The organism is Streptomyces sp. NPDC048751, from assembly GCF_043198595.1.
Taxonomy (GTDB): domain Bacteria; phylum Actinomycetota; class Actinomycetes; order Streptomycetales; family Streptomycetaceae; genus Streptomyces.
The window spans coordinates 40,112-64,583 of sequence record NZ_JBICUX010000028.1; the positions used below are offsets into that span (position 1 = coordinate 40,112).

At 68.8% G+C, this 24,472-nt stretch carries 23 protein-coding genes and 3 pseudogenes; 9 read left to right on the top strand and 17 right to left on the bottom strand.

Features of this window, described 5'->3' with window-relative positions; genetic code table 11:
* Window positions 1-22: 22 nt before the first annotated feature.
* From ACGFNV_RS44785 to ACGFNV_RS44800, 4 genes are all read right to left on the bottom strand, one after another.
* Window positions 23-853 carry a carbohydrate ABC transporter permease gene (locus tag ACGFNV_RS44785; protein ID WP_393631224.1) on the bottom strand — a complete coding sequence of 277 codons (831 nt, stop codon included), beginning with the start codon at window positions 851-853 and terminating at the stop codon, window positions 23-25.
* Window positions 850-1,833 (bottom strand): carbohydrate ABC transporter permease, encoded by a 984-nt coding sequence (locus ACGFNV_RS44790; RefSeq protein WP_393631226.1) that lies wholly within the window; start codon window positions 1,831-1,833, stop codon window positions 850-852. The genes ACGFNV_RS44785 and ACGFNV_RS44790 overlap by 4 nt, the downstream gene beginning before the upstream one ends.
* A 21-nt stretch (window positions 1,834-1,854) precedes the next feature.
* Window positions 1,855-3,096, bottom strand: coding sequence for an extracellular solute-binding protein (locus ACGFNV_RS44795; RefSeq protein ID WP_393631228.1), 1,242 nt, complete (start codon window positions 3,094-3,096; stop codon window positions 1,855-1,857).
* A gap of 220 nt (window positions 3,097-3,316) precedes the next feature.
* Window positions 3,317-4,372, bottom strand: a complete 1,056-nt coding sequence (locus ACGFNV_RS44800) for a LacI family DNA-binding transcriptional regulator (protein WP_393631230.1) — start codon at window positions 4,370-4,372, stop codon at window positions 3,317-3,319.
* A 355-nt stretch (window positions 4,373-4,727) separates the two neighbouring features.
* On the opposite strand from ACGFNV_RS44800, the gene ACGFNV_RS44805 reads away from it, so the two are divergent.
* Window positions 4,728-5,261 (top strand): putative immunity protein, encoded by a 534-nt coding sequence (locus ACGFNV_RS44805; RefSeq protein WP_393631232.1) that lies wholly within the window; start codon window positions 4,728-4,730, stop codon window positions 5,259-5,261.
* Window positions 5,262-5,289: 28 nt separating this feature from the next.
* On the opposite strand, the gene ACGFNV_RS44810 is transcribed toward ACGFNV_RS44805, so the two are convergent.
* Window positions 5,290-5,832 (bottom strand): MarR family winged helix-turn-helix transcriptional regulator, encoded by a 543-nt coding sequence (locus tag ACGFNV_RS44810; RefSeq protein ID WP_393631234.1) that lies wholly within the window; start codon window positions 5,830-5,832, stop codon window positions 5,290-5,292.
* Window positions 5,833-5,897: 65 nt separating this feature from the next.
* On the opposite strand from ACGFNV_RS44810, the gene ACGFNV_RS44815 reads away from it, so the two are divergent.
* From ACGFNV_RS44815 to ACGFNV_RS44830, 4 genes and pseudogenes are all read left to right on the top strand, one after another.
* Window positions 5,898-6,614: an SDR family NAD(P)-dependent oxidoreductase gene (locus ACGFNV_RS44815; RefSeq protein ID WP_393631236.1), complete on the top strand. Its 717-nt coding sequence runs from the start codon at window positions 5,898-5,900 to the stop codon at window positions 6,612-6,614.
* A gap of 299 nt (window positions 6,615-6,913) precedes the next feature.
* A pseudogene (locus ACGFNV_RS44820) lies at window positions 6,914-7,635 on the top strand (FadR/GntR family transcriptional regulator).
* Window positions 7,636-7,805: 170 nt separating this feature from the next.
* Window positions 7,806-8,228, top strand: a complete 423-nt coding sequence (locus tag ACGFNV_RS44825) for a DUF350 domain-containing protein (protein WP_393631238.1) — start codon at window positions 7,806-7,808, stop codon at window positions 8,226-8,228.
* A 414-nt stretch (window positions 8,229-8,642) separates the two neighbouring features.
* The gene (locus ACGFNV_RS44830; RefSeq protein WP_393631240.1) at window positions 8,643-9,476 is read left to right on the top strand and encodes a CAP domain-containing protein; all 834 of its coding nucleotides are present in this window, start codon (window positions 8,643-8,645) and stop codon (window positions 9,474-9,476) included.
* A 25-nt stretch (window positions 9,477-9,501) separates the two neighbouring features.
* Here ACGFNV_RS44830 and ACGFNV_RS44835 read toward each other — a convergent pair whose 3' ends face one another.
* Window positions 9,502-10,581, bottom strand: coding sequence for a GDSL-type esterase/lipase family protein (locus ACGFNV_RS44835; RefSeq protein ID WP_393631242.1), 1,080 nt, complete (start codon window positions 10,579-10,581; stop codon window positions 9,502-9,504).
* 505 nt (window positions 10,582-11,086) lie between these two features.
* Here ACGFNV_RS44835 and ACGFNV_RS44840 point away from each other — a divergent pair.
* Window positions 11,087-11,344 carry a hypothetical protein gene (locus tag ACGFNV_RS44840; protein ID WP_393631244.1) on the top strand — a complete coding sequence of 86 codons (258 nt, stop codon included), beginning with the start codon at window positions 11,087-11,089 and terminating at the stop codon, window positions 11,342-11,344.
* A 152-nt stretch (window positions 11,345-11,496) separates the two neighbouring features.
* Here ACGFNV_RS44840 and ACGFNV_RS44845 read toward each other — a convergent pair whose 3' ends face one another.
* The 6 genes and pseudogenes from ACGFNV_RS44845 to ACGFNV_RS44870 all read right to left on the bottom strand — a co-directional run bounded on the left by ACGFNV_RS44845 (window position 11,497) and on the right by ACGFNV_RS44870 (window position 15,434).
* Window positions 11,497-12,234, bottom strand: a complete 738-nt coding sequence (locus tag ACGFNV_RS44845; protein ID WP_392359908.1) for a dienelactone hydrolase family protein — start codon at window positions 12,232-12,234, stop codon at window positions 11,497-11,499.
* A 20-nt stretch (window positions 12,235-12,254) separates the two neighbouring features.
* A pseudogene (locus ACGFNV_RS44850) lies at window positions 12,255-12,620 on the bottom strand (transposase); the annotation flags it as partial.
* A 268-nt stretch (window positions 12,621-12,888) separates the two neighbouring features.
* Complete coding sequence (locus tag ACGFNV_RS44855) at window positions 12,889-14,109, bottom strand: esterase/lipase family protein (RefSeq protein WP_393631246.1); 1,221 nt, start codon at window positions 14,107-14,109, stop codon at window positions 12,889-12,891.
* Window positions 14,110-14,325: 216 nt separating this feature from the next.
* A pseudogene (locus ACGFNV_RS44860) lies at window positions 14,326-14,445 on the bottom strand (RbsD/FucU domain-containing protein); the annotation flags it as partial.
* 228 nt (window positions 14,446-14,673) lie between these two features.
* Window positions 14,674-15,042, bottom strand: coding sequence for an MmcQ/YjbR family DNA-binding protein (locus ACGFNV_RS44865; RefSeq protein WP_393631248.1), 369 nt, complete (start codon window positions 15,040-15,042; stop codon window positions 14,674-14,676).
* On the bottom strand, window positions 15,039-15,434 hold the full coding sequence (locus ACGFNV_RS44870) for an MmcQ/YjbR family DNA-binding protein (RefSeq protein ID WP_393631250.1): 396 nt from the start codon (window positions 15,432-15,434) through the stop codon (window positions 15,039-15,041). The genes ACGFNV_RS44865 and ACGFNV_RS44870 overlap by 4 nt, the downstream gene beginning before the upstream one ends.
* A gap of 249 nt (window positions 15,435-15,683) precedes the next feature.
* On the opposite strand from ACGFNV_RS44870, the gene ACGFNV_RS44875 reads away from it, so the two are divergent.
* Entirely contained in the window at window positions 15,684-16,514 is an 831-nt protein-coding gene (locus ACGFNV_RS44875; RefSeq protein ID WP_393631252.1) for a helix-turn-helix domain-containing protein, read from the top strand.
* Window positions 16,515-16,590: 76 nt separating this feature from the next.
* On the opposite strand, the gene ACGFNV_RS44880 is transcribed toward ACGFNV_RS44875, so the two are convergent.
* The 3 genes from ACGFNV_RS44880 to ACGFNV_RS44890 are packed head-to-tail and all read right to left on the bottom strand — an operon-like array spanning window position 16,591 to window position 19,444.
* A complete protein-coding gene (locus tag ACGFNV_RS44880) occupies window positions 16,591-16,992 on the bottom strand; it encodes an aldo/keto reductase (RefSeq protein WP_393631254.1) in 402 nt (133 codons plus the stop codon).
* Window positions 16,925-17,950, bottom strand: coding sequence for an alcohol dehydrogenase catalytic domain-containing protein (locus ACGFNV_RS44885; protein WP_393631256.1), 1,026 nt, complete (start codon window positions 17,948-17,950; stop codon window positions 16,925-16,927). Before ACGFNV_RS44885 ends, ACGFNV_RS44880 begins: the two co-directional genes overlap by 68 nt.
* Window positions 17,951-18,007: 57 nt before the next feature.
* A complete protein-coding gene (locus ACGFNV_RS44890; RefSeq protein ID WP_393631258.1) occupies window positions 18,008-19,444 on the bottom strand; it encodes a carboxylesterase family protein in 1,437 nt (478 codons plus the stop codon).
* A gap of 661 nt (window positions 19,445-20,105) precedes the next feature.
* On the opposite strand from ACGFNV_RS44890, the gene ACGFNV_RS44895 reads away from it, so the two are divergent.
* On the top strand, window positions 20,106-22,730 hold the full coding sequence (locus ACGFNV_RS44895) for a cellulosome protein (protein WP_393631271.1): 2,625 nt from the start codon (window positions 20,106-20,108) through the stop codon (window positions 22,728-22,730).
* 68 nt (window positions 22,731-22,798) lie between these two features.
* On the opposite strand, the gene ACGFNV_RS44900 is transcribed toward ACGFNV_RS44895, so the two are convergent.
* Window positions 22,799-22,942: a hypothetical protein gene (locus ACGFNV_RS44900; RefSeq protein WP_393631259.1), complete on the bottom strand. Its 144-nt coding sequence runs from the start codon at window positions 22,940-22,942 to the stop codon at window positions 22,799-22,801.
* Between the two features lie 198 nt (window positions 22,943-23,140).
* On the bottom strand, window positions 23,141-23,578 hold the full coding sequence (locus ACGFNV_RS44905; RefSeq protein WP_393631260.1) for a hypothetical protein: 438 nt from the start codon (window positions 23,576-23,578) through the stop codon (window positions 23,141-23,143).
* A 385-nt stretch (window positions 23,579-23,963) separates the two neighbouring features.
* Between ACGFNV_RS44905 and ACGFNV_RS44910 the strand changes: the two genes are divergently transcribed.
* Window positions 23,964-24,422 carry an SRPBCC family protein gene (locus tag ACGFNV_RS44910; protein ID WP_393631261.1) on the top strand — a complete coding sequence of 153 codons (459 nt, stop codon included), beginning with the start codon at window positions 23,964-23,966 and terminating at the stop codon, window positions 24,420-24,422.
* The last annotated feature ends 50 nt before the right edge of the window (window positions 24,423-24,472 follow it).

Below are 24,472 nucleotides of genomic sequence, written 5' to 3' on the forward strand. Positions count from 1 at the left end.
TGCGAGGGGGCAGTTGTGGAAATCAGTCCTTGACGGCTCCGGCGGTCACGCCGGCGGCGACGTAACGCTGGGCGAGGACGAGGATCACCGCGGCCGGCAGTGACGCCACGACGGCGGTGGCCATGATGGCGTTCCACTCCTGGTTGTTGTTGCCTATGTAGTGGTAGATCCCGAGCGTGATCGGTTCGTGCGCACCGCCGTTGGCGAGGGTGCTGGCGAAGACGAAGTCGGACCAGGACCACAAGAACGCGAACAGCGACACCGTCACCACCGCGTTGCGGCTCATCGGCAGCACGATCGACCGGAACGTGCGCCACGGCCCCGCTCCGTCGGTCTTCGCGGCCTGGAGCAGTTCGCCGGGGATACCGGACATGAACGCGGTGAAGATCAGTACCGCGAACGGCACGGCCAGCGTGGAGTCCGCGACGATCAGGCCGGGCACCGACTGCAGCAGGCCCAGGTTGAGATAGATGGCGTAGAAGCCCATCGCCATGATGATGCCGGGGATCATCTGAGCGACCAGGAAGAGGAAACTCAGCAGCCCTCCACCTCGCGGACGCAGCTTGGCCAGCGCGTAACCGGCGGGTGCGGCCAGCGCCACGGTGAGGGCCACGGTGCCCAGGCCGATGACGAGACTGGTTCCGAGGTAGGGCAACTGCTCGCTCAGGACGGTTCGGTAGCCGGCCAGCGTGCCGTGGATCGGCAGCAGGTCCGGCGGGCTCTTGCGCATGTCCTGGTCGCGGGTGAAGGACACATTCAGCATCCAGTACACCGGGAAGAGCATGAGCGCGGTCAGCAGCAGACCAAGCGCGGTCTTCCACCCCGAACTGCGGCGCCGGTGCGCGTAGTTCATGACTGCACCTGCTTTCGCTGGACCCTGAGATAGACCAGGCCGAACACCAGGGCGGCGACGACCAGCAGGTTCCCCACTGCCGCCCCCGGGCCGAAGGCGGGCAGAAGATTGCCGAAACCGAGCCGGTAGGACCAGGTGGCGAACGTGGTGGACGAGTCCGCCGGACCACCCTTCGTCATGATCCAGATGATGTCGAAAACCTTCAGCGTGTACACCAGACCCAACAGCAAAGTGATCGCGGAGACCGGCCGCAGCAGCGGAAAGGTGATACGGCGAAAACGCACCCACGCATTCGCACCGTCGAGAGCCGCCGCCTCGTACAAACTGTTCGGGATCGACTGCAGACCGCTGTAGAGCACGACCAGGTTGAACGGCACACCGATCCAGATATTCGCGATGATCACCGAAGTCAGCGACCACTGCGGTGACGTCAGCCAGTTCACCGGATCGATCCCCACCCCGCTCAACAGGGAGTTGACGATCCCAGAATCGCTGTTCAGCATCCACGACCAGGTGGAAGCCGACACGATCAACGGCAACAGCCACGGCACCAGGAACAACGCCCGCAAGGTCGCCGACAGCCGGAAATGCTGGTTGAAGAAGACCGCCAGCGCCAGACCGATGACGTACTGGAAGAACAGACACACAGCAGTGAACACCACCGTATGCACCAGCGCCGGACCGAAAGTCGGGTCCTGGAACACGGTGTCGTAGTTCTTCAACCCCGTGAACGGCGCGTTGCCCTGCACGAAGGAACGGACCGTGTAATGGCGCAGGCTCAGATCGAGGTTGCGGTAGAGCGGATAGGCGTAGAAGAGGACGAGGTACAGGGTCACCGGGGTCAGGAAGGCCCAGGCGGCCCACTGCTGGGAGGTCGGACGTCGTCGTGGTCGCGCGTGAGCCGGGGGCGGGGCGGCGGTGGCCGCCCCGGCCCGGTCGCGCAGGGATCGGCGCTCCGACAACTGCGTCGTGTGGTTCATCTCTTGTCCAGGCAATCCTGGCTACTTCGCGGCGGACTGGGCCGCGCTCAGCGCGTCCTTGGGGGACTTGGCTCCGCTGAGGGCTGTCTGGACGGCCTTCCACATCTGCTCGGAGATCTTGGGGTACTTGGTGCCCAGGTCGTCACTGGTGCGCCCCTTGGCCGCCTTGACGGCGTCGACCCACGGCTTCAGCTTGGGGTTCGCTGTCACCTGCTTGTCCTGGACCTCGCTGGTGGGGGCCACGTAGGACAGGGTCGTGTCGGTGTTGTACAGGTTCTCGGTGCTGGTCAGGCACGACACCAGCTTCTGCGAGGTGGCGTAGCGGCCGGTGTCGTCCTGCACCGGGACGGTGACGAACTCACCACCGGTCGGAGCCGAGGCGTTGCCCCCGTCGGCGCCGGGAACGGGCAGGACACCGTAGTCGAAGCCCGCCTTGTCGGCATTGGCCAGCTGCCACGTACCGTTCTCGGCGAACGCGTAGTCCCCGCTCGCGAACTCCTGCCAGCTGGTCGTCTGGGTGTTGTTGATGACCGAGTTGGGGGCGTAGCCCTTCTTCAGCCAGCCACTCCACAAGGACAGCGCCGACACACCCTGAGCGGAGTCGAGTTCGGTCAGCTTCGCACCCGAGCCCCAGAACCACGGCAGGAACTGGAAGCTGCCCTCCTCCGTACCGATGGCGGAGAAGGTGATCCCCTTCTTGCCCGCCTTCTTCACCTTCCCCAGCGCCGCCGACAGCGACTTCCAGTCCTTGACCGACGCGACGTCGACACCGGCCTCCTTCAGCACCTTCTTGTTGTAGTAGAGCGCGAGCGTATTCGCACCGATCGGGGTGCCGTACGTCTTGCCGCCCGACTGACCGGCCGCCAGCAGGTTCGGATCGACCTTGGAGGTGTCCAGCTTGTTGTCGTCGGTCGTGGTGAGCACGCCCGCCTCCGCCAGCGTCGAGACCACCGGGTTGTCCACGATCAGCACGTCCGGGGAGTTGCCCTGCTGCGCCGCCAGCAGCGTCTTGTTGGCGAGGTCGCTGGTGTCGAAGCCGGTCCGCTTGATCTTCACACCGGCCGCGGTGCCGCACTTGTCCAGCAGCGTCGTCCAGGCGGAGCCCTTGGCGAACTGCGGGTACGGGTCCCAGATGGTGTAGGTGCCGCTGCCCGCGCCCTTGGCGTCGGTGCTGCCCGAGTCGGAGGAGCAGGCCGTGCCGACAGTGGCGACGACGGTCGAGATGGCCACGGCGGCGAGGAGCCGTCTGGAGGAGATGCGCATAGCGGGTCCTTCGGGACTTGGCACAGCTGTGCCGTGGGAGGGGCGACAGGGGGGAAGTGGGCACACGGGCACGCCGAACGGCGACGGTGAGGGGACGGGTGCCCGGTGTTGTGAGGAGAGGACGGCGCGGGGGCCGTAATCTGCGGTCGGAGACGCGGGGGCGGCCACGGGGGCCGTGGTGTGTGGTTGAGGGAGGACGGCAGAGGGCCGTGAGCTCCGGTCAGTAACGCGGGTCGCGGCCCGGGGCCGGGGCTTCGGCGGTGGATGTGCCGGCGGCGGGTCCGGTGCTGGACCGCAACGAGATCGGTGGTGCGAGCAGGTGGTGCCGGGCGGGCGCGTCGGGGTGATCGAGGCGCTCGACGAGGAGGTCGACGGCGCGACGGCCCATCTCTTCCGCCGGTACGTCCGCGGCGGTGAGCTGTGGGGTCACCGTCTCCGCCCACCGGCCGGCCACGACCCCGGTGACGGAGAAGTCGCGCGGCACATGACGGCCCGCCTCGGCGAGCCCTCGATACAGGCCGCCCAGCGCGGCCTCGTTCAGCGTGACCAGGCCCGTGGTGGCCGGGTCGTCGTGCAGGATCCGCGCCAGGCACGCCTGGCCGGAGGCGGCATCGTCCCCGCAGGTGTACGTGCGGACGGTGAGCCCGCGCTCGGCTGCGGCCTTGGTGAACCCGTCCAGTCCCCGGTGTGCGGACTCGTAGCCCGCCCGCAGGAGCTGCTCGGGCCGGTTGACGAAAGCGACCCTGCGGTGCCCGAGGTCCGCGAGATGGTGGACGCACGCCGCCGCCAGGGCGGTGTGGTCCAGGCCCACCCACCAGCCGCCCTCGGGGTGGGCGGTGCGGCCGATGGCCACGGAGGGGAAGCCCAGCTCGGCCAGGTGATCGACCCGGTCGTCGTGGAGCCTGATCTCCATCAGGATCGCGCCGTCGACCCGCCGCTCCCCCAGCAGCCGCTGGAACGAACGGTCGCTGTCCACGCCGCTGGGTGACAGCAGCACGTCGTAGTCGTACGCCGCGGCGGCCTCCACCACGCTGCCGATGAAGTCCAGCTGCATCCCGGTGTAGTGGTTGCCGGCCGGGGGGAACACCAGGCCGATCGTGCTGGTCCGGCCGTTGGCCAGGGCACGTGCGCTGGCGTTCGGCCGGTAGCCCAGCTCGTCGATGACCTCCTGGATCCTCCGGCGCGTCTCGTCCGACACGGGGCGCTTGCCGCTCAGCGCGTAGGACACGGTGCTCCGCGAGACACCGGCCCGCTTGGCGATCTCACCGATGTTCACGATGGACTCCTTGCTCGAACCGGTTCGATGCTTCGCAAGGTAGCAGGCGGCCGGTCGTATGAGTACAGAGACGATGATGGAGCGTGAAGCCGGTTGTCGAACCGGTTCGCGTGAAGTGAAGGTAGGAACAAGCGGGGTAGCTGTCAACACCTTCTCCCGCACTTCTCCCGAACGGACCCGAAGTCATGAAGAGGCCAATGAATGACCGCTGGATGGACCGCCCTGCCTCGTTGCGCACGGGGTATTGCCGGGGGATTACGCCGGTGCTAGTTTCCCTCGAACCGGTTCGAATCCGCAGCGGCACAAAGACCTGGTGCCACGGCGCCCGATCGCCGATCTGAGGCAGGATGGGGCCGTGCCGACTACATCGGAAAAGATCGAGCTGAGCGAACACGAAATTCGTGAGATCACCGGCTACGCGGCTGACTGCGCGCGCAGGACACTGGCGATCTTCGAACAGCGTCTTCCCGCTGACCCACGTCCACGCGACGCCATCGACGCGGCCGACGCCTTCGCCGGCGGCGGTCGGCGCACGGCGGTTCTGCGGCAGACCGCGTGGGCGGCGTACCGAGCGGCCCGAGAAGCCGCTTTCCCCGCCGCGGTCGACGCGGCACGGGCGGCAAGCCACGCTGCCGCCGCCGCATACCTTCATCCCCTCGCGGACGCCCATCAGGTGAAGCACGTTCTCGGTGCGGCGGCACATGCGGCGCGAGCAGAAGAGCTGGCATCCGCGGAAGACGAGCGCGTCACCCCGGGGACCCTTGAATGGGCGCGCCATCACGCACCACCGGCAGTCACGGCCGTACTCGGCCGGCTGCCCGCCGCACCTCCCGGTGGCGGACGCGTGGGAGAACTCATGCGCGACCTCGACACGGCACTGCGCACCTGAGGCGTTCCGGAGACCGGGCCCCCGGAGCTCAGTCCTCGGGGGCCGTACGCTGCCGGACGTCGGCCATCAGTTTGTCCAGCAGCGCGATGAGCGATGTGCGTTCCTGCTCCGACAGGCCGCCGACGAGCGCGGCCTCGCGGCCGAGCACGATGTCGACGGATCCCTCGATGAGCGCGTGCCCTTCCGCTGTGAGCTGCACCAGGACGGTCCGGCGCCCGGTGGTGCCCTGTGTTCGCTGGACCAGGCCGTCGCGTTCGGCGCGGGCGACGCGCTGGGAAATGGCTCCGGCGGTGAGGAGCGTGCGCCGGGTGAGTTCGCGGGTGGTGAGGGCGTAGGGCGGTCCGGAGCGGCGGATGACGGACAGCAGGTCGAGGGTGGCCGCGTCGATCCCCGCCTCACGCAGGGCCCGGCCACGGTCGTCCGCGAAGAGTTTCGCCAGCCACCAGATGGGGGTGACGATCTCGATCGACTCCGTCGGGGTGCCAGGCCGTTCCCGCCGCCAGGCCTCGGCGATCGCGGCGGCGGAATGGGCGGGCCCGGGCCCTCTTGACGGGGTGACGGGTTCGGCCACAGCGCGATCCTTTGCTAACGTCGACTACGTTTAGGTCTAAACGTAGCAGTTGGGCAGGAGGATCCATGACTCGCACGGTTCTCGTCACCGGAGGCTCCAGCGGCATCGGCCGCGCCATCGCCGAGAGGTTCGCCGCCGACCAGGCAGAGGTCTTCATCACCGGACGCACCCCCGACACCGTCGAACGGACCGCCAAGGAACTGGGCGTCCACGGCGTCGCCTGCGACGCGGGCGACCCCGGACAGGTCACGGCGCTCACCGCCCGGCTCGACGGGCTGGACGTTCTGGTCAACGCCGCCGGCGGCCTGTCCCAGGCAACGTCCGATGACGGCTCGAACCTGGACGCCCTGCTCGCCCAGTGGCACGCCCACCTGGAGCAGAACCTGCTCACCGCGGTGCTGACCACGGCCTCGGTCCAGGACAGGCTCACCAGCGGCAGCTCCGTCATCAGCATCGGCTCGATCGGCGCCGAGCGCCGCGGCGGCTCCTACGGAGCGGCCAAGGCCGCTCTGGGCGCGTGGAACGCCTCGCTGTCCGCCGAGCTGGCCCCCAAGGGTGTCACCTGCAACGTCATCTCCGCGGGATTCATCGACGGCACCAACTTCTTCCACGGTCAGCTGAGCAACGAACGTCGTCGCACGCTCGTGGAGGAGACCCACAACAAGCGATCGGGCACGGTCGACGACATCGCCCAGACGGCCCACTTCCTCGCTTCCCCAGGAGCCCGGCACATCACCGGCCAGACCCTCCACGTCAACGGAGGCGCTTTCACCACGCGGTGACCGCCCTGCCTCATCGAGGCCCTTCAGAGCATCCCCGCAGCACCGTGCCGACGAGTACTTCCGCTCCCTGAGCGCGGCAGGCCGACGGCGACCCCCGCGTCGGCCTGCCGTCATCGACTTCACGCACACGCACCCCAGCAGCATCAATGTCACCCCGGGCATGCGGAACCCGGCGCAGGTCATACGTAACGTGGGACTCCCCCATCAGCACATCCCCAAAAACCTCTGTGCCGATCTTCGCGCCCAAGGACTCTCAGGGCGGACGTGCCGTTGGCGAGCACGCGAGCAAGGGGTTCACGGTGTCCCTGTCGGACAAGGCGATCGAGCAGATCCGTGAGCTGATCCGCGTCGGGGCGCTGCCTCCGGGTCGAAGCTCCCGCCGGAGCCGGACCTGGCCGCCCAGCTGGGCCTGTCCCGCAACCTCGCCCGGGGAGCCGTCAAGGCGCCGGCCGTCGCGCGGGCCCTGGAGGTCCGGCGGGGCGACGGCACGTACGTGACCAGTCTGCAGCCGAGCCTCCTCCTGGAAGGGCTCGGCGGAGCGGTGGATCTGCTGCAGGGCGACTCCGCCGCCCTGCAGGACCTCATGGAGGTTGGGCGGGTCCTGGAACCGATCGCCATGGCCCTTGCCGCCACCCAGATCTCCGACGACCAACTGGCCGACGTTGAGAGGCACTTGGACGCCATGCGCGAGGCCCTCGACGATGTCGAGCAACTCAACGCCCATGACACCGCCTTCCACCGCGCCGTGATCACGGCCACCGGGAACGAAACACTGCTCACCCTCCTGGAAGGCATCTCCGGCCGCACCCTGCGCGCCCGCATCTGGCGCGGCCTCGTCGACGACCGGGCCGCGGGCCGCACCCTCGCCGAACACGTAGCGATCTGCACGGCTCCGTCCCACCGCGACGCAGCCCTCAGCCAGGCCGCCGCCCTGCTGCACGTGGGCAACACCGAGCAGTGGCTGAAGGGACACCTGCGCGACAACGCGTCCCTGCCCCTCGGAAGCGCCGACGGGAAGTGACGACACGGCCCCTCATGCAAAGCCGACGCACACCGGGAACGTGGCCAACTGACCGCAGAACAGGGCCGGATGGCCGGTCTCCGATCAACGAGCCGAACGCGTGCGCTAGATTTTGCCTCGCTTTGACCGCGATCATTCACGATCTCTCACGCTACGGAGTCGGCAACCCCATGAGCGACATCGTCAACGGACTCGGGCGGGCCATCGCGTACGGCGGCCTGGGACTGGTCCTACTCGTCCTCGGTATCGTCCTGGTCGACGTGCTGACACCCGGAAAGCTCGGCCGCCAGATCTGGGAGCAGCGCAATCGCAACGCCGCCGCGGTGCTCAGCTCCGCGCTGCTCGGCATCGGCGGCATCGTGTTCACCTCCATCTGGACGACGTACGAGAACTTCGGCAAGGGATTGGTGTCGACCGCGGCGTTCGGGCTGCTGGGTCTGGCGATGATGGCCGTGGCGTTCCTGGTGGTGGACCTGATCACGCCGGGGCGCCTCGGTGCGACGCTCGTCGAGTCGGAACCTCATCCCGCGGTCTGGGTGACGGTGTCCTGCAACCTCGCGGTGTCCGCCATCGTTTCGGCCTCCATCGCCTGAAGCGGCCGCTCCACGTGACATCGGTCACACCGAATACGGGAACTAAGCATCCCGGATAGTAGATGCCACTCCGGTGACATATGGGATTTGTCTGACTTGATACAGGCGTGCGTCACGTCAGGCCTTACGCATGCCACCCTCTCGGCCTTCCCCCTCCACCCTCGCGGAGGGGGTGGCTCCTGACGGAGCGACAGAAGTCGTCGATGTCGGCGGAAGCCGCATCAGCACGCGCCCGCGTCCATGGCAAGGGCCGTGCGGATCTACGAGGCGACGTAGTAGGCAGCACCTTTGCCCCACACGCGAACCCGTCCTAAGAATGACGACCCCGCCGGGCATCTCCGCAGCTCAGGAGCCGAGTCTGCGTAGACCCAGCCGCACAAGGGGCGCTCGGCGATTACCGAGTGAGGTCATTTCATGGGCAAGCACCGTAGAAGAGGGCATTACCGTCGAATAGTCATCGTTGCCGTCGGCGTGGGCACCGTGGGCCTGCCGTCCGTCGCGCTGGCCTGCACCGACTGGCAGGACAGCGGAGGGGCCCAGCATTACAGCGCCGAGAACACGGCCGCCAAGGACTGGTGGAAGGAACGGGCCCAGGATCGCCCCCGACACGGCGACTGGAGCCACCACTGGAACGGCACCGAGCACGGCCGGCCCAGCTCCGCGGCGTCGAAGACGCCGACCGCCGCCGCGAGCACGCCGAAGACCACGGCGCCAAAGACCACGGCGCCGAAACCGAAGACCAGCGCGCCGCCGAGCACAGCGAAGAACACGGCTCCCGCACCGAAGGCCACCCCGCCCACCAGCACTCCGAAGACCACCCCCGCGGCAACTCCGACATCGCCCAGCTCCCCGAAGACCGCCGCCCCGGCGTCCGGGGTCGCCGCTCGCATCGTGCAACTCGTCAACGCCGAGCGCAGCAAGGTCGGTTGCTCACCCGTGACGCTGAACGCGGTGCTGACCAAGGCCGCCCAGGCCCACAGCGCGGACATGGCAGCCCACCAGAACATGTCGCACACCGGGTCCGACGGGTCCTCCCCCGGTGACCGGATCACGCGTGCGGGCTACATCTGGAGCACCTACGGCGAGAACGTCGCCTACGGGTACGCCACACCCGAGCAGGTCATGGCGGGCTGGATGTCCAGCCCCGGCCACAAGGCGAACATCCTCAACTGCGCGTTCAAGGAAATCGGAGTCGGACTGGCACAGCCCAACAGCTACTGGACGCAAGACTTCGGGACTGCCCGGTAAATGGTACAGAACGCAGGAAAACGGGTCAGGAGGTGGCGGCCCCCGCCGTGCAACTGACGGCAGCCGAGGGCGTACCGGACGAGTTCGGGGTGGCGGCGATGTAGCCGAAGGTGGCGCTCGCCCCCGGGGCGAGGGCGCCGTTCCACGCCGCGTTGGTGACGGTGGCCTTGCCGTCGGCGGTCGCGGTGAGGGTGCCGTTCCAGACCTGGGTGAGGCGTACGCCGTCGGACGGTACGACCGTCGCCGTCCAGCCCGAGACGCGGGCGCCGGAGGCGTTGGTCACCGTCACCTCGCCCTGGTAGCCGCCCTGCCAGGAGGACACGGCCCGGAAAGTGGCCGTGCAGGCGGGCTCCTCGCCGCCGGGGCCAGGGTCCTCGGGGACGCCCTTGTCGAGGAGGGCGGCGAGGGCCGGGTACCAGCGGGCGGCGATCTTCTCGTCGCCGGAGGCGGACGGGTGCACGCCGTCGTAGGTGTCGGTGGCGGTGCTGAATCCCGTCCACTGGTCGACCACGGTCACGGGGGAACGGCTGGTGCTCGTCGCCCGGGCCCACTCGGGGATCCGCGCGTTGAAGTCGACGACCCGTTGGCTGCAGCCGGTGCAGTTCGACGGGTTCATCGGGATGAGCTGTGCGACGAGGATCCGCATGTCCGGGTTCGACGCCCGCATCTGCTCCACCAGCTTGGTGTAGGCGGCGAGGATGCGGTCGGGGGCGATGCTGCTCCACACGTCGTTCGTGCCGAAGTGCATCACGACGATGTCAGGGCGCGTGGCCGCGAGCCGCGCGGGAAGCAGGTTCTGGTCCGCCACGTTGGTCGCCAACTCACCGCCGTGACCTTCGTTGTCGCCGTCGTGCGCCTGGGCGCAGCCCTGGTGGCTGAGGGTGCCGACGAAGTCGATGTTCGTGTATCCGGTGCTCTGCAGGCGGTTCCACAGCAGAGCCCGCCAGCAACCCGGCGAGCCGGTGATCGAGTCACCCAGCGGCATGACGCGGACGGGAGCCACGGCGGAGGCGGCCACGGCCGGCGGGGCGAGTGCCACGCCCAGGGACATCAGCAGCGTGACCAGAAGGATCCGCAAGAACGGTAAGTGTCGGGTGTTGCGCATGGTGGTCCCTTCCCTGAGTAGGTGGGAGCGCTCCCATGAACATCAAGCCACCTTTGTCACTTACACGTCAAGAGACGCGGACCGATGACCCGCTCGGGGTCACACCTCGCCGGCGGCCCTTCCCATGACGTCGTAGACCTGTTGCTGCGTCAGAGGTCCGACCGGCCGTGACCGACGGGCGGATTCGGTCCGCAGACCGTCAAGCAGAAGCAGAAGGAGACCGCCGTATGTCCGTCTCCCCGGCGCGCGTGCCGTGGCGGTACGACCCGCCGGGAGGAACAGCCGATGAGCGCGCAGCCCGGCCACGCACCCGTCACGCCGTACGCCCCCGCGCCGGGAGCTCCGGCCGAACTACGTCCTCGCCTCCGACCGGGACGAGACCGGGTTCGTGGACCTGGAGGAGATCCGGAGCGGGCGCCGGTGAGCGGACAGCATCCGTACGCGGTCCGCCTCTCCGCGCAGGGCCGCGAAGGCGCTCGCCGCCCTGCCTGAGCACGCGGAGCAGATGGCCTGGGACGTCCTGGACGCGGCGGCCGGCGCCCCGTGGGGCTTCCCGCAATGGGACGCCGGTGGCCCGGAGGGCGAGGACGTGCGTATCGCCTCCGTCGGCCAGCTGTCCGTCATCTACTTCGCCAACCGCGCGCTGCGCCACCTGTCCGTTCCGGACATCGTCTGGCTCGGACAGCCATCTGGTGACAACGCTCCGTCCCCGCCATTCCAGCGGCACCGTTGGCGAATTTCCTGTGGCAACGGAGGTTGGTGATCACTAGTGCCGTATCAAGCAACGTTGGCCCTGGTTGTCGCCCGGCGGTGTCGGCTCGATCGAGCCGATGCAGCAGATGGGTGGCGCCCATCCGGCTCCGGCGAGGACCTCTTCGGCGTCGATGTCTCGTTACAGATCCATGCCTGCCTGGGTCATGCTCCCAGGTCCTCCGTCACGGGCAGGCACTCGGCGAGCAGGTCGACGACGTCACGCCAGGCTCGCTGCGCGTGCTGTGGGTGGTAGCCGACACCGGGGACCACGGGGTGGTCGACCGGCGGGTGGTGGAAGGCGTGCAAGGCGCCGCCATAGATCGCGAGGCGCCAGTCGACGCCCGCGGCCTGCATCTCAGCGGTGAACGCGTTTCGTTGCGCGGGCGGCATGATCGGGTCTTCCGATCCGACCCCAGCCCACACCGGGCAGCGGATGCGCGCTGCCTCGCCCGGTCGGCCCGTGGTAGTTGCGTTGACTGTCCCGATCGCGCGCAGGTTGACGCCGCCTCGCCCGAGTTCCAGCGCGATGGCGCCCCCGGTGCCGTAGCCAATGGCGGCGATCCGGTCGGGGTCGGTCCGGGGCTCGGTGCGCAACTCGTCGAGTGCCGCGTGGCCGATTCGCCGCATCCGGTCGGGATCAGCGAGCAGTGGCATGCAACGGGCCAGCATCTCTTCGGGGTCACCCAAATAGCGCCCGCCGTGAAGGTCGAAGGCCAGCGCTACATATCCCAGCTCGGCGAGAGCATCGGCCCGGCGGCGCTCGACGTCGCTGAGCCCCATGCCCTCTGGTCCGAGCAGCACAGCGGGCCGGCGGTCGACACCGGCCGGGAGCGCGAGGTGCCCGATCATCGTCAAACCGTCGGCCGGGTACTCGACCGTACGCGTCGTAATCGTCGTCATGAGACTGGACTGTAGTGATCGTCGAGCCCGGTCCGGCCGCTGTTCTGCCGCTGGCACAACTCGGTGAGCACTGAGTGGTCGAAGCCCGGGTCGGCCAGCTCCAGCCCCAGCAAGTACTTCCAGTCCAGCCGCCCGCGCACCGCGTCCGCGGCCTGACAGTCCGACAGGCCCTCGGCGAACTGCATGACCGAGACGAGCGCCAGCCTGCCCGGTGACCACGTCGGCTTTCCCCTGCTCGGATACAGCCCGGCGAAGTCCGCGTCCGAGAACAGCCCGCCCAACTCGTCACGGATCCGCATCGCCAAGCTGCCCTTCGGGAACGCAGCCCGTGTCACCCGGGCCGTCTCCGCTGGAACCCCGTCGATCCTCTTGGCGCGCAACGACACCGACACCCTCCCCAAACACAACATCGGCCTTCACGACCACAACGGGTCATGAAGGCCGACGTCACGTTCAGCTCTGGATTCGCCAACGGTGTCTTCCAGCTGTCGGGGACGGAGCCGTTGCCGATCACGGTCGTCAGGCCCACCTCGAAGTGGCCACGCGGCCCGTACCGTGCAGATATTCCACTGCGGCGCTTGGAGCCGACTGCCCGCCGGAGGGCCGACCGCGCTTCGCTGGGTTACTGTCCGTCGGATGGGGTGCCGGGGTTGGCTAGAACCGGTCCATCAGCCAGGTGCACAGCTCCTCGGTCGGGAGGGTGTGCGGGGTCGTCGTGGACGAGCAGTGGAACTCGTCCAGGCCGCTCTGGGCAGGGTCCAGGCCGTCGACCCTGGCGTACAGGTCCTCCTGGCGCGCGAAGTCCAGGATGTCGACCGCGCTGACCGACGGGACGAAGCACACGTGCGGATACCGCAGGTCGGCCTCGCCGCCGGCCTCGATCATCGAGTCGGCGAGGATCTGGTACGTCGCGAGCGTGCCGCCGGGTGCGCCGTCCAGCTCCGGGAAGCCGTTGGTGGTGATGGTCCGCTCGGTGGCCGGGAACGCCCGCTTCAGGTAGGCGACCGTCACGTCGTCACCCTGCGCCTGGGCGTAGAAGGTGGTGCCGGGGTAGCGGACGTCGAGCCGCAGCGCGACCTCGCCGGGCTCGATGTCGGGCAGCCCGATGCTGTCGCCGCGGCCGTTGGCGACGCCCAGCTTGCGCGGGATCCGCGGCCACTGTCCGACCCGGTCCAACTCGTTGAGCAGCGCGGTGCGTTCGGGGGCCACTCCGATCTTCTGGGTGGTCTTGTCGTAGTGCTGCCATAGCATCTGTCGCGCAGCCGGGCTGTTCATCTGCTGCTCGAAGGGGTGGGGCTTGAGGTTCAGGCCGTACGGAAGCAGGTACGCGAACGCCTGGACGCCGACGGGGATGGAGGCACCGCGGTGCGGGGTGTCGAACGAGAAGTACACGCCCGTCTGGTGCTCGTCCTCGTGGAAGTCGGTCTCCATCCTGGCGAGGGTGTAGCGCGCGATGAGGCCGCCCATGCTGAAGCCGCCGACGATCAGCCGCTCGCTGCCGGTACGGCGGCCGATGGCTTCGCGGATGGCCCCCTCGACCGCCTTCGAGTTGGCCAGGATGGAGTCGGTGCGGTTGTCGAAGCCGAGCAGGATCACGTCCTTGCCGCGCCGGCGGAGTTCGCTGATGAAGGGGTAGTCCTCGCCTTCGAGGAACTCGTAGAGCTCCTTGAGCTTGCTCTTGCCGTGGTTGAAGCCGTCGGCGATGATCACCGGCCGGGTGAGGGTGGAGTTGCCCTCTCCGTAGAAAACCCAGGTGAATCCCCCGGCGACGGTCCACGCATCGTCGAAGTCCGGTACCTCGACCGGGTGGGAGGGAGAGTCGAGCGGGTCACCGATGCTGAACGGCGTGACGGGGGCCTCGGTTGTTTCGGACACGGTTGCACTCCTCGCGGGAGGGGGAGGGGGACGAAAAACATCATGTCGCACATTTCGGGCAAGCGAGCCACGCAACCCTTCCCGGCCCTCGCGAGCCGTACACGGCGGCAGGGCCTGGAGAAAGAGCCGGGGCGCGGGGGCCAGAACAATCAGAGACACAGACCGAGGGGCCGGTCGGTCGACCGGCCCCTCGCAGCATTTCCGCAGCTCAGCGGTTTAGAAGAACACCCCACACCGCAGCCGTACATTCGCGTACGGCCGCGCCTCGCCCGTGCCCATCACCAGCCCCGCGCCCGCAGACAGCTCCTTCAATTCCTCGTGCGAGACATAGGCCAGCCGGGTGAAGCCTCCAGTCATGCTCGCCGACCCCAAGCACTTCTACCGCTCCTGCATCACCCGGGAGATCCCGCTCCTGCATCACCCGGGAGATCGACCGGCTCATGACCCGAAACAGGATGAATTGCATCAGCCGCAACAGTTCGTACGCCTTCGCCTTGGTCGTTGCTGCTGATCAGAGCCCCTGACGCAAGAACGCCCGGCCTCCCCTTGACCAACTGACGGCGCTCATCGGGCGGCGGGGCGGTCGCTTCGCGGCAGCCGCTCGACGACCAGGTTGTAGGAATCCTCGACCGCGTCGGTGATCAGCCGCTCGGTGACACCGGGGCCCGGCCCCAGTGAGATCCAGTGCCTCTTGTCGAGATAGCGGCCCGGGGTGATCGAGGCGTATCCGCGCTCCAGTGCCCGCGCGTGCTCGGGCTCGCACTTGACCGTGATGATCTGATCGTCCGGGTCGTCGGTGACGATCAGGAACACCTTGCCCGCGACCTTGTACACGTCGAGTCCCGGGGTGAAGGGGTATCCGTGGCTGACGTCGGGGAGGGCCAGGGCCGCCTTGCGGGCGGTGTCCTGGAGCCGGTCACCGGCCGCGCTCACCGGGCCGCCCGCGTGCCGGTGCCGTAGGTGTGCGGGTCGACGGGCCGCTCGGCCTTGGGCAGGTGGGCGACGACGAGCCGATAGGAGTCGGTGACGAGCTCCCTGACGAGCTCCTTGTCGACGCCTTCTCCGCTCTCCAGGGTGATCCAGTGCTTCTTGTTCATGTGGTAGCCGGGGGTGATGTGGCTGTACTGCTCCCGCAGGGCGAGGGCCTCGCCGGGGTCCGCCTTGAGGATCACGACGGGACGCCCCGGGACTTCGGTCATCAGCATGAACACCTTGCCGCCTACCTTGTAGACCTCCCAGGCGGGGCCGAAAGGATGCTCCAGCCGGGCTCCGGGCAGTTCCTCCGCGCAGTCGGCGGCGGTCGTGTGCAGGGCCGATCCGTTCATGGGGCGTTGCCTTCCTCAGGTGGTGACGGACTATGGCATCGAAGGTCTCGGAGGGCGCGCGGTCGCGAAGGGCGCACGGTCGCGGCGGTACGTCCCATCCTTCCGTCGAAGCCGACCAGAAGGGCTGTAGGCTGCGGACACGTGATGGTCGACAAGCGACACCCCGACCTGAGCGGAACCCCGGCCGGACCAGCTGCGGTTCCGCTCTACGGTTTCCAGCCCCCGGTCGGTACTCCCTACGGCCTTGAGGTGAGTACCGTCGAGGACTTCTTCGCCCAGCACGACGACTGGCCGTGGAACCCGCCCCGTCCGGGCCGTGCCACCTTCCACTACCTCATCGCCGTCACCGAGGGTGAGCTGCGGCACGACGTCGACCACGTCACGCGGGCCGTCGCCCCCGGCCAGTGGCTGTGGGTGCGTCCCGGGCACGCGCAGTGCTGGCATCCGCCCGGCGCGGCCCGCGGCCCGTTCATCCTCTTCGAACCGGACGTGCTGCGGCCCGACGTCGCCCGTCTCCTGGCCCCCCTCACCGCGCACGAGGCCCCTGCCGTGCTCAGCCCGCACCCCGACGACACCGCCTGGCTCCAGCAGACGGCACTCCAACTCCTGGACGAACACCGCGCACTGGGGCGCCGCCCCCTCGACATCCACCACGCCCTGCGGCGCAGCCTGCTCGAATCGCTGCTGCTGCGCCTGGCCAACTCCCCGGGCATCGCCCCCATCGGCACGGCCACGGCCGACAGGAGCCGCGCCGACTGGTACAGACGCTTCCTGGACGCCTTGGAGCTGCACTTTCGCGAACTGCACCAAGCCGCGGACTACGCCGAACTGCTCGGCTGCTCGGTCCGCACCCTCAGCCGCGCCGCCCGGGACGCCACCGGCAAGGGAGTACGCGAACTCATCGACGAGCGGCGCCTCCTCGAAGCCCGGCGCCTGCTGGGAGGTGCCCGGTGGGACGCCCGGACGGTGGCCGTCCACCTCGGCTTCACCGACCCCGCGAACTTCGGCCGCTTCTTCCGTGACCGCACCGGCCTCACCCCGGCCGCCTTCGCGGCCCGCGACACCACGACCGATCCGTGAGCAGCGCGCGGCGGCGGCCCGCGGCCCCTGACCGTACGGGACTGCCCATCGATTCGGAGGTCCGCTCGGGCTGGGGTCAGACCCAGTTGGGGACATGCTCTTCGGCGTAGCGGGCGCCGAATCCGCCGGTCGGGAGGATCTCGTGGATCGCGGCAAGATCGGCCTCGGTGAGGGTGACGTCGGCCGTGTGGGCGTTTTCCTCCATGCGGGCGGCGCTCCGGGTGCCCGGGATCGGGACGATGGGCTCGCCCTGGGCGAGCAGCCAGGCCAGGGCGAGCTGGGAGACGGTGATGCCCTTGGCAGTGGCCGGCCGGCCGAGTCGGTCCACGGCTTCGACGTTCTTCTCGAAGTTGCCGGTCGGCTGGACGGCGTGCGCGCGACGGATGGTCTGCGAGCCTCGTGCCCAGGTCTCAGTCGTCCAGGACGACGACGTGCTTGCCCGGCGTGGTGCCGGACTCGACGTCGGCCTGGGCGTCACGGACCTGTTCCAGGCCGTGGTGGACCTTCGCGACCGGGACGTTGAGGCGTCCTGCGGCGATGGCCTGGAGCTGGTGGGCGAAGACGTCGGCCGGGAGGTCGGCTGCCTGACCGCCGTAGGACGTCAGCCGCACCCCGCCCGGGATCATGAACGGGCTGAAATCGGGGATCGTCCACTGGCCCGCCAGGGCTCCGGTGAAGCAGACAGTGCCGTGCCGGCGAACGGTGCGGAGGGTGTCGGCGAGGACCGAGCAGCCCACCAGCTCCAGTACGGCGTCGACGCCCTCCGGCATCAGCTCGCTCACTTGGTCGGCGATCGTGCCGCCGTCGACGAGGGGATGGTCGACGCCGGCGGCCCGCAGTTCCCCGGCCCTCTCCGGGCTGCGGGTGGTGGACAGCACGGTGGCTCCGAGGTCCTTCGCGATCGTGGCCGCACTCAGCCCGACCGTGGAGGTGCCGCCACGGATCAGCAGCGCCTGCCCGGCCTTGAGGTCCAGGCCGGTGGTCAGCGATCCGTAGGCGGTCTGGAACATCTCCGGCAGCGCACCGACGACCTCCCACGGCAGGCCGGTCTCAAACGGGATGACCTGCGCCGCGGGGACGGTCACGTACTGGGCGTACGCGCCGTCGTAACTGCGGCCCATGCCGCCCATCATCGTGGCCACCTGCTGTCCCGGCCGCAGCGAACTGTTCTCGTCGACGTCATCGACCACGCCGACGCCCTCGATGCCGGGAACACGCGGGTAGGTGACCTCCGAGTCCGACTCGCCCTTGCGGGTGGTGACCTCGGACTCGTTGACGCCGAACGCCTTCACCCTGATCCGCACCCAGCCGGGCTTGCGTGCGGGCACCGGCACATCCTGGATCTCCAGCGCGTCGAGGCCGCCGGGCCGGGTGACGACGACGGCCCGCATCGTCCCCGGTGCGGTGTCACCGCCTGCTGCTGTCGGTTGGCTCATGTCGAGTTCCTTACTCTGCTCGCCCCTGGTGCGCTGTTCCCGATCGCCCGGTGAGGGTCAGGGGCGGGCGATGTTCTCGAACAGGTCGAGGACCGCCTGGTAGTGGGCGCTGGGCTCGTAGGGAGGGTTGCCGACACTCCCCGAGGTGGGCCGGTCCGTGACGGCGGGCCACCGGCGGGCCTGCTCGCCGGTGACGAAGTCGAGGACGATGTCGCGGATCCGCGTGTCACGGCCGGCCTGTTCGGGGCTGCGGCCCGGCTGTTCCTGGCCGACCAGGGCGTACATCTCGGTGCCGTGCACGGCGGGCGCGCCCTCGGCGGGCCCGATCATGAGGAGATGGGCGTTGCCGCCTGCGGCGGCGTGGGCCAGAGCGCCGCGGGCTGCGGGGAGCGTGAAGATGTAGTCCGTCAGGGCCGCGGAGCGGACCTCGGCAGGGGTGCGGCCGCCCTGGTCGTAGGTATGGACGATCCTCTTGGCGCGGGAGCGGGGAATGCGCCACCCCGCGAATTCGTCCGTGACGCGGTCGACGGTGTGCGGGTCGAACCGGTCGAGGTCGTTCGCCACCCACCAGCCCATCTCGTCACTGGCCGTGCTCAGGAGTACGTCGATGGGCCGGTGCGAGCCCGAGGCCAGGACGTCCAGGGGGTGGGCGTGCAGCACCCCGCCGGGCTGTTCGGCGTCCAGGACGACGCCGAGGCTCTGGTTGTCCATCCCGCCACGGACTCCGAGATCCGTCGGGCAGACCTTGCGCAGGGCGGCCACCAGGGAGGCCGCGTCGAGATCGATCAGCTTGTCGGGGTTGCCCGTGACACCGAGTTCGGTCACGAACCGCTCCGCGAGCTCCTCGGCCCACCAGGCCGGGACGAGACGCGAGGGCGCGCCGGAGAACCCGGCCAGCCGCCGGTACAGGCCGTCCGCGGAGGAGGCCCCGAGCAGCCCGAGGGTGGAGTAGGCGCCGGCGCTGTGGCCGAAGACGGTGACGTTGTCAGGATCGCCACCGAAGGAGGCGATGTTCTGCTTGATCCAGGTGAGCGCGGCGATGACGTCCTGCAGGCCCAGGTTGCTCGCCTCGGCGAGCCGCCCGCCGTACTGCGACAGCGAGAGAGCGCCCAGCGCGCCGAGCCGGTAGTTGACCGACACGCTCACCACGCGCCCCGTCGCAGCGAGACCGGCGGCGTTCGAGGTGGCCTGCGTGTTCGCACCGAACTCGAATCCGCCGCCATGGATGTACACGGCCACCGGGAGCGTCTTCCCGGCCGACTCCTCCGGAGCCCACACGTTCAGGTTCAGGCAGTCCTCGCCCATCCCGCTGTCCGCTTCGAGCCAGTCGCCGGCATCGGGCTGGACAGAGACGACGCCCTTGCGGTCATAGGGGCGATCCGGATCGAAATCCGCGACCACGGGGCGGCGGTATCGCTCAGCGGTGGCGAACGGGATTCCCCACCAGGACCGCACCCCTGGTGCAGTCGGTGCCTTGGGCGCGGTCGCGGTCATGGCGTGAGATTCCTTCCGGTGCGGTTCGGGTGTTTCGCGCGGCGTGTCGGCGGCTGATCGCTCGCTGTGACGCTCTCCCAGCATTCCCTGGACTCCGGTAGATCGCCGGGCGGACAGCGGTCACCCGGTGGTCATCAGGTGACACTTCGGCAACAAGATCTCGGTGCAGGCGATGAACTTTCTCCTACGTGGCCGACGGCCGGATCGTCGGCGAACGGCGCCAGCTCGATCTCCTCGGCCGACACGGTGAGCCGAAGGGGGGACGACAGCGGTGGCTCCCCACCGTCGCGGGGAGCCCCCGTGGAAACGGTGGGGTCGGATGGAGCGTGACCGTGCCGCTGTTGCCGATGCCGTTGCCGTTGCCGCCCAGCAGGATCTTCGCGTGTCGGTTCACCGGCCGATCCGTGTCGGAGGTATTGCTCGTCCGTTTCCGGCGGTGTTAGGTTCCGGCGAACCGGTTCGACAGAGCCGATCAAGAGCCGCTCCTGATCTCGATGCCCCCGAGCCATACCAGGCCAAGCAAGGCCTCACCGACTTGACCTATTGATCGAACCGGTTCGCATCGCCGACGCGACGGATCACCTTCACGGAGACCTCAGTGCCACGCAGACGCAGCACATCAGCAGCAAGCGCCGGTGCCGCGGCGGCCGTCCTCGCCGCCGTGTTCGCCGTACCGACCGCGGGCACCGCCCGCGCGGCGGAACCGGAGCAGCTCACCATCGACCTCGCCACCGACACCGGCGCCTTCCACGGCGGTGCCTCCGGCTCGCTGTACGGCGTCTACGGCGACGGCGTGCCGAGCCGCAACGTCCTCGAAGGCATGCACGTCCGCACGGTGTCGACCAAGGCCCAGGACGGGCCCCAGCACCCGGGCGCGGACGCCCTGGAGATGCTGCCGCCGTTCGTGGACTCGGGCGGCAAGGACGTCTACATCTACATGACGGACATCTACCGCGGCTTCCCCTACCAGTGGCCGGGTGCGGACGGTACGGCGCGGCTGGCCGACTTCAAGGAGAAGATCAAGAAGCAGGTCCAGCAGGTCCTGACCATGGGCGACTACAAGGACCACGTCGTCTACGTGCCCTTCAACGAGCCCGAAGGGAACATGTTCGGCACCGGCGAGTGGAGCTACAACAAGGTCTCCTGGCTGGACGACCCGCGGCACTACTTCGAGGCCTGGAAGGAGGTCTACCACCTCATCAAGGACCTCGACCCGGACGCCCGTGTCGCCGGCCCCAACACCAGCGTCCTCTACGACCAGGTCAAGGGCTTCCTCCAGTACGCCAAGGCCAACGACGTCGTCCCGGACGTGATGACCTGGCACGAACTGTCGTCGCCCGCCGCGGTCCGCACGAACGTGGCGAAGTACCGGCAGATGGAGAAGGACGTCGGCGTCGGCCCGCTGCCGATCAACGTCAACGAGTACGGCCACAACTACCACCTCTCCGTCCCCGGCCAGGTCGTCCAGTGGGTCTCCGCCATCGAGGAGTCCAAGATCGACGCCGACCTGGCGTACTGGAACATCGACGGCAACCTCAACGACTCCGCGGTGGAGGCAAACAAGGGCAACGGCCAGTGGTGGCTGTTCAATGCCTACGGCCGGATGACCGGCCACACCGTGGAGGTGACCGCCCCGCACCCCAACCAGCAGTACACCCTCCAGGGCGTCGCCACCCTCGACGCGGACAAGAAGCAGTCCCGGGCGATCTTCGGCGGCAAGAGCGGTGACGCGGACGTCGTCTTCAAGAACATCGACCCCGAGCTGTTCGGAACGACCGTCCACGCCACCGTCCAGGAGATCCCCTGGACCGGACAGGTCGGCGACTCGGCCCAGCCCCTGCGGCTCGCGGACCGGGAGCTCGCAGTGGGCGCGGACGGCTCGGTCACGCTGCCCATGACCGGCATGAACGAGATGTCGGCGTACCAGGTCATCCTCTCCCCCGGCGGCCACGGCGGCGTCCCGGCCGAACCCTCCGTCGGCTGGCGCAAGACGTACGAGGCGGAGAACGCCACCTACACCGGCAAGGGCTACTCCAGGAACGGCCCCGAGGGCTCACCGCAGGACGTCGGCAAGTTCGCCACCTCCGGCGCCTACAACGTGGGCGGTCTGCGCACCGGATCGGACGGGGTCCTCGCCTTCGACGTCGAGGTCCCGCAGGACGGCACGTACGACCTGAGCGTCTTCGCCAACTCCTACAACCTCTACGACTTGGTGAAGGAGCAGGGCCCCACCAACGTCTTCGTGCGCGTCGACGGGGAGGACCCGCAGCAACTGCTGCTGCCGCTGGGCTACAAGTGGGTGGTCTGGGGTCACACCGACACGACGGTGCGGCTGACCGCGGGCCATCACCGCATCACGCTCTCCGCGCAGGACCCCGACCTCGGTGTCACCAAGGGCGACGCGATCATCGACAAGGTCGACCTGGCGCTGCGGGACGAGCGCGTGACCGCGCCCGCGGTCTACGAGGCCGAGTACGCCGCTCTCGACGGGGCCACGCCGGACTACGCCCACCGCGGCGCCTCGGGGCCCGGCGCCGTACCGCTGGCCAAGGGCGACTCCGCGACCTTCTGGGTCCACTCCCCCTCCGACCGTGAATCGGCCGTGTCCGTCGACCACTTGGGCGGTGGGCGGGCGAGCCTGTCCCTCAACGGCGAGAAGCTCGACGTACCGAAGGTCGGAGGCGGTGAGAAGGGCACGGACAGTGTCCGGATGTTCCTGTCCGGCGGCATCAACAAGATCACCGTCACCGGTACGTCAGGCGAGCTGGTCCTCGACCGGCTGCGGGTCGCCCCGTCCAGTGGCACGTCGGCGACCAAGGTGTACCAGGCGGAGGCCGGCATCCTGACGGGCGCCGCCAAGGTCACCGATGCCTACACCTTCGCGTCCGGCGGCAAGGCGGTCACCGGTATCGGCGACGGCAAGGACAACGCTCTCAGCGTCGACGTCGTCGCCCAGCGGTCCGGGCGGCACGCGGTGACCATCCGCTACTCCAACGCTGAGCAGGCCCCGGCCACCCACTACAACCCCGACCCGATCGCCCGCCACGCCGACCTCTCGGTCAACGGCGGACCGGCCCGCCGGGTGCTGTTCCCGACCACCTTCCACTTCAACAACTTCTGGGAACTCACCGTCCCGGTGACACTGAAGAAGGGCACGAACCGGCTCACGTTCACGGCGGACGAGCTGCCCGACTTCAACGGCGACACCTACAACCCGTACGACCAGCGCTCCAAGTACGCGCCGGTCATCGACCGGATCGCCGTCACACCGCTCACGCAGAGGTAGCCCGCGGAACGCCCGGGGCCGACCGGTGGAACTCCGGTCGGCCCGGGGCCCGTTGATGGTCGCCGGTCTCAGCTCTCTTCCTGATCGACGACGAGTTGACGGAGTGTGCGCAGTGCGCGGTGGCTGTTTAACGCCGTCAACACCCTGCTGCGCTCCATCGGCAGCTCTCTCGCCAGCGCCACCTGCGGTGTCATCGTCTCCCAGATGACCATCGACTTCGCCGGGCACGCCCTGCCCTCCGGCATCGCTCGCCCCGCCCGTGCCATCCATCGCGAGGCGGGCGGTCCGCCGAACACACGACCTGCACACGCCGACGTCTTCCCCGCGCCTCGGGCGGGCTCAAAGCCGCCGCCTGACACGACCTGGCGAACCTACGGGGTCACAGCAGCAGGTGCACCGTATCCGTATCGTCACCGACGGTGATCGCTGACGCCTTCGACGACGAGGGAGATGCCGACGCCCAGCATCCAGACGTCCTTGGCCAGCGGGACTCCCTGCTCAGTGGGGCGCAGACTGCCCTCCTTGCGCATGCCGGGCGTGCGTAGGTACAGCCCGAGAGTGCCGGCGGAGAACGCGGTCAGCGCGGCTCCGGCAACAGCGGCGGGGACCACCGGCAGGAGCAACGCGGCAGCAATGGCGAGTTCCCCGGTGGAGAGCAACCGGACGAACTGCTGGGCATCGAGCTTGCCCAAGAAGGGGTAGGTGGTGGCGGCGAACTGCTGCAGTCCCTCAGCGGTGGCCTGGTCCGCGCCGCGTTTGGACAGCCCGGAGTTGAGGAAGAACGCACCGGCGGGAAGCCTGAGCGGCAACTGCCGCGCCGCGGATCGCCATGCAGAATCAGATGCCATGCCGAGCCTCCCAACCGCTTGCCTACCTACCACCCTGCCATCGCAACGAGGCAAGTCAAACGCGCGGCTCCAACTCCCCGGTCGGCCTCCACCACTTCGGGGACCGGCAGGGGCCGGCGCGGCAAGGCCCTTTCGGGCCCCGGGAAACGACCGTCGGCGTACGAAGCACATCATGAGGTCGTGGGTGATGCCGATGTAACGTACCGTGGTGATGTCGACGCCCGCAGCGCGGAGCTTGATGATGCACGAAGCGGACGTCGCCGCGCTCTTTGGCCATCGCGGCCCTTCAGGTGCGTACGAAGGAACCCCCACGGCCCAGCGGTCCGGCGGGCATCTTCCGAAGGAGCCGCGGGCACGCTTCTGCTCGAGTGCTTGAGGAGTGCTCATGTCAGGACAGTTCGAAGCGACGGTCGAGGTCGATCGACCGGTCGAGGCGGTCTTCGACTACCTCGCCGACGGACGCAACGATCGGCAGTTCAGCCCCCGCGTGCTCAGGATCGAGCGGGTTCCCGACGCCCCGACCACCGTGGGCACGGTCTTCCGCAGCACGGTCAAGGACGCCGGGATGAAAACTGCCAGGGAGTTCCGCATCACCGACCTCGAAGCCCCGGTGAGGATCCGGTGGGCCGAGGTGTCGAAGAACAGCGTCACGGCCCGCGAAGGCGGCTACGACCTGGAGCCGCTGGCCGGCGGCAGCACTCGGGTCCGTATTTTCAACGTTCTGGAAGGCCACGGGCTTGGCAAGCTCCTCGTCGGCCTGGCGCTCACTGCCGCCCGCAAGGATGCCGACCGCTTCGGCGCCCGGATCAAGGCTGCAGCCGAAGCAGCGATCGCTCCGCGCTGACATCTCTCAGCCGGGCCGGCCGGTCAGGGTGGCGACCGTCGGGCGGCCCG

Bases quoted from the DNA above. Each gene is read 5' to 3' on its own strand.
- ACGFNV_RS44835 (WP_393631242.1), bottom strand. From the start codon at position 10,581: ATGCGCAACACCCGACACTTACCGTTCTTGCGGATCCTTCTGGTCACG.
- ACGFNV_RS44845 (WP_392359908.1), bottom strand. From the start codon at position 12,234: ATGACGACGATTACGACGCGTACGGTCGAGTACCCGGCCGACGGTTTG.
- ACGFNV_RS44905 (WP_393631260.1), bottom strand. From the start codon at position 23,578: ATGGCATCTGATTCTGCATGGCGATCCGCGGCGCGGCAGTTGCCGCTC.
- ACGFNV_RS44900 (WP_393631259.1), bottom strand. From the start codon at position 22,942: ATGGTCATCTGGGAGACGATGACACCGCAGGTGGCGCTGGCGAGAGAG.
- ACGFNV_RS44885 (WP_393631256.1), bottom strand. From the start codon at position 17,950: ATGAGCCAACCGACAGCAGCAGGCGGTGACACCGCACCGGGGACGATG.
- ACGFNV_RS44795 (WP_393631228.1), bottom strand. From the start codon at position 3,096: ATGCGCATCTCCTCCAGACGGCTCCTCGCCGCCGTGGCCATCTCGACC.
- ACGFNV_RS44825 (WP_393631238.1), top strand. From the start codon at position 7,806: ATGAGCGACATCGTCAACGGACTCGGGCGGGCCATCGCGTACGGCGGC.
- ACGFNV_RS44830 (WP_393631240.1), top strand. From the start codon at position 8,643: ATGGGCAAGCACCGTAGAAGAGGGCATTACCGTCGAATAGTCATCGTT.
- ACGFNV_RS44840 (WP_393631244.1), top strand. From the start codon at position 11,087: ATGGCCTGGGACGTCCTGGACGCGGCGGCCGGCGCCCCGTGGGGCTTC.
- ACGFNV_RS44910 (WP_393631261.1), top strand. From the start codon at position 23,964: ATGTCAGGACAGTTCGAAGCGACGGTCGAGGTCGATCGACCGGTCGAG.
- ACGFNV_RS44815 (WP_393631236.1), top strand. From the start codon at position 5,898: ATGACTCGCACGGTTCTCGTCACCGGAGGCTCCAGCGGCATCGGCCGC.
- ACGFNV_RS44890 (WP_393631258.1), bottom strand. From the start codon at position 19,444: ATGACCGCGACCGCGCCCAAGGCACCGACTGCACCAGGGGTGCGGTCC.
- ACGFNV_RS44790 (WP_393631226.1), bottom strand. From the start codon at position 1,833: ATGAACCACACGACGCAGTTGTCGGAGCGCCGATCCCTGCGCGACCGG.
- ACGFNV_RS44785 (WP_393631224.1), bottom strand. From the start codon at position 853: ATGAACTACGCGCACCGGCGCCGCAGTTCGGGGTGGAAGACCGCGCTT.
- ACGFNV_RS44870 (WP_393631250.1), bottom strand. From the start codon at position 15,434: ATGAACGGATCGGCCCTGCACACGACCGCCGCCGACTGCGCGGAGGAA.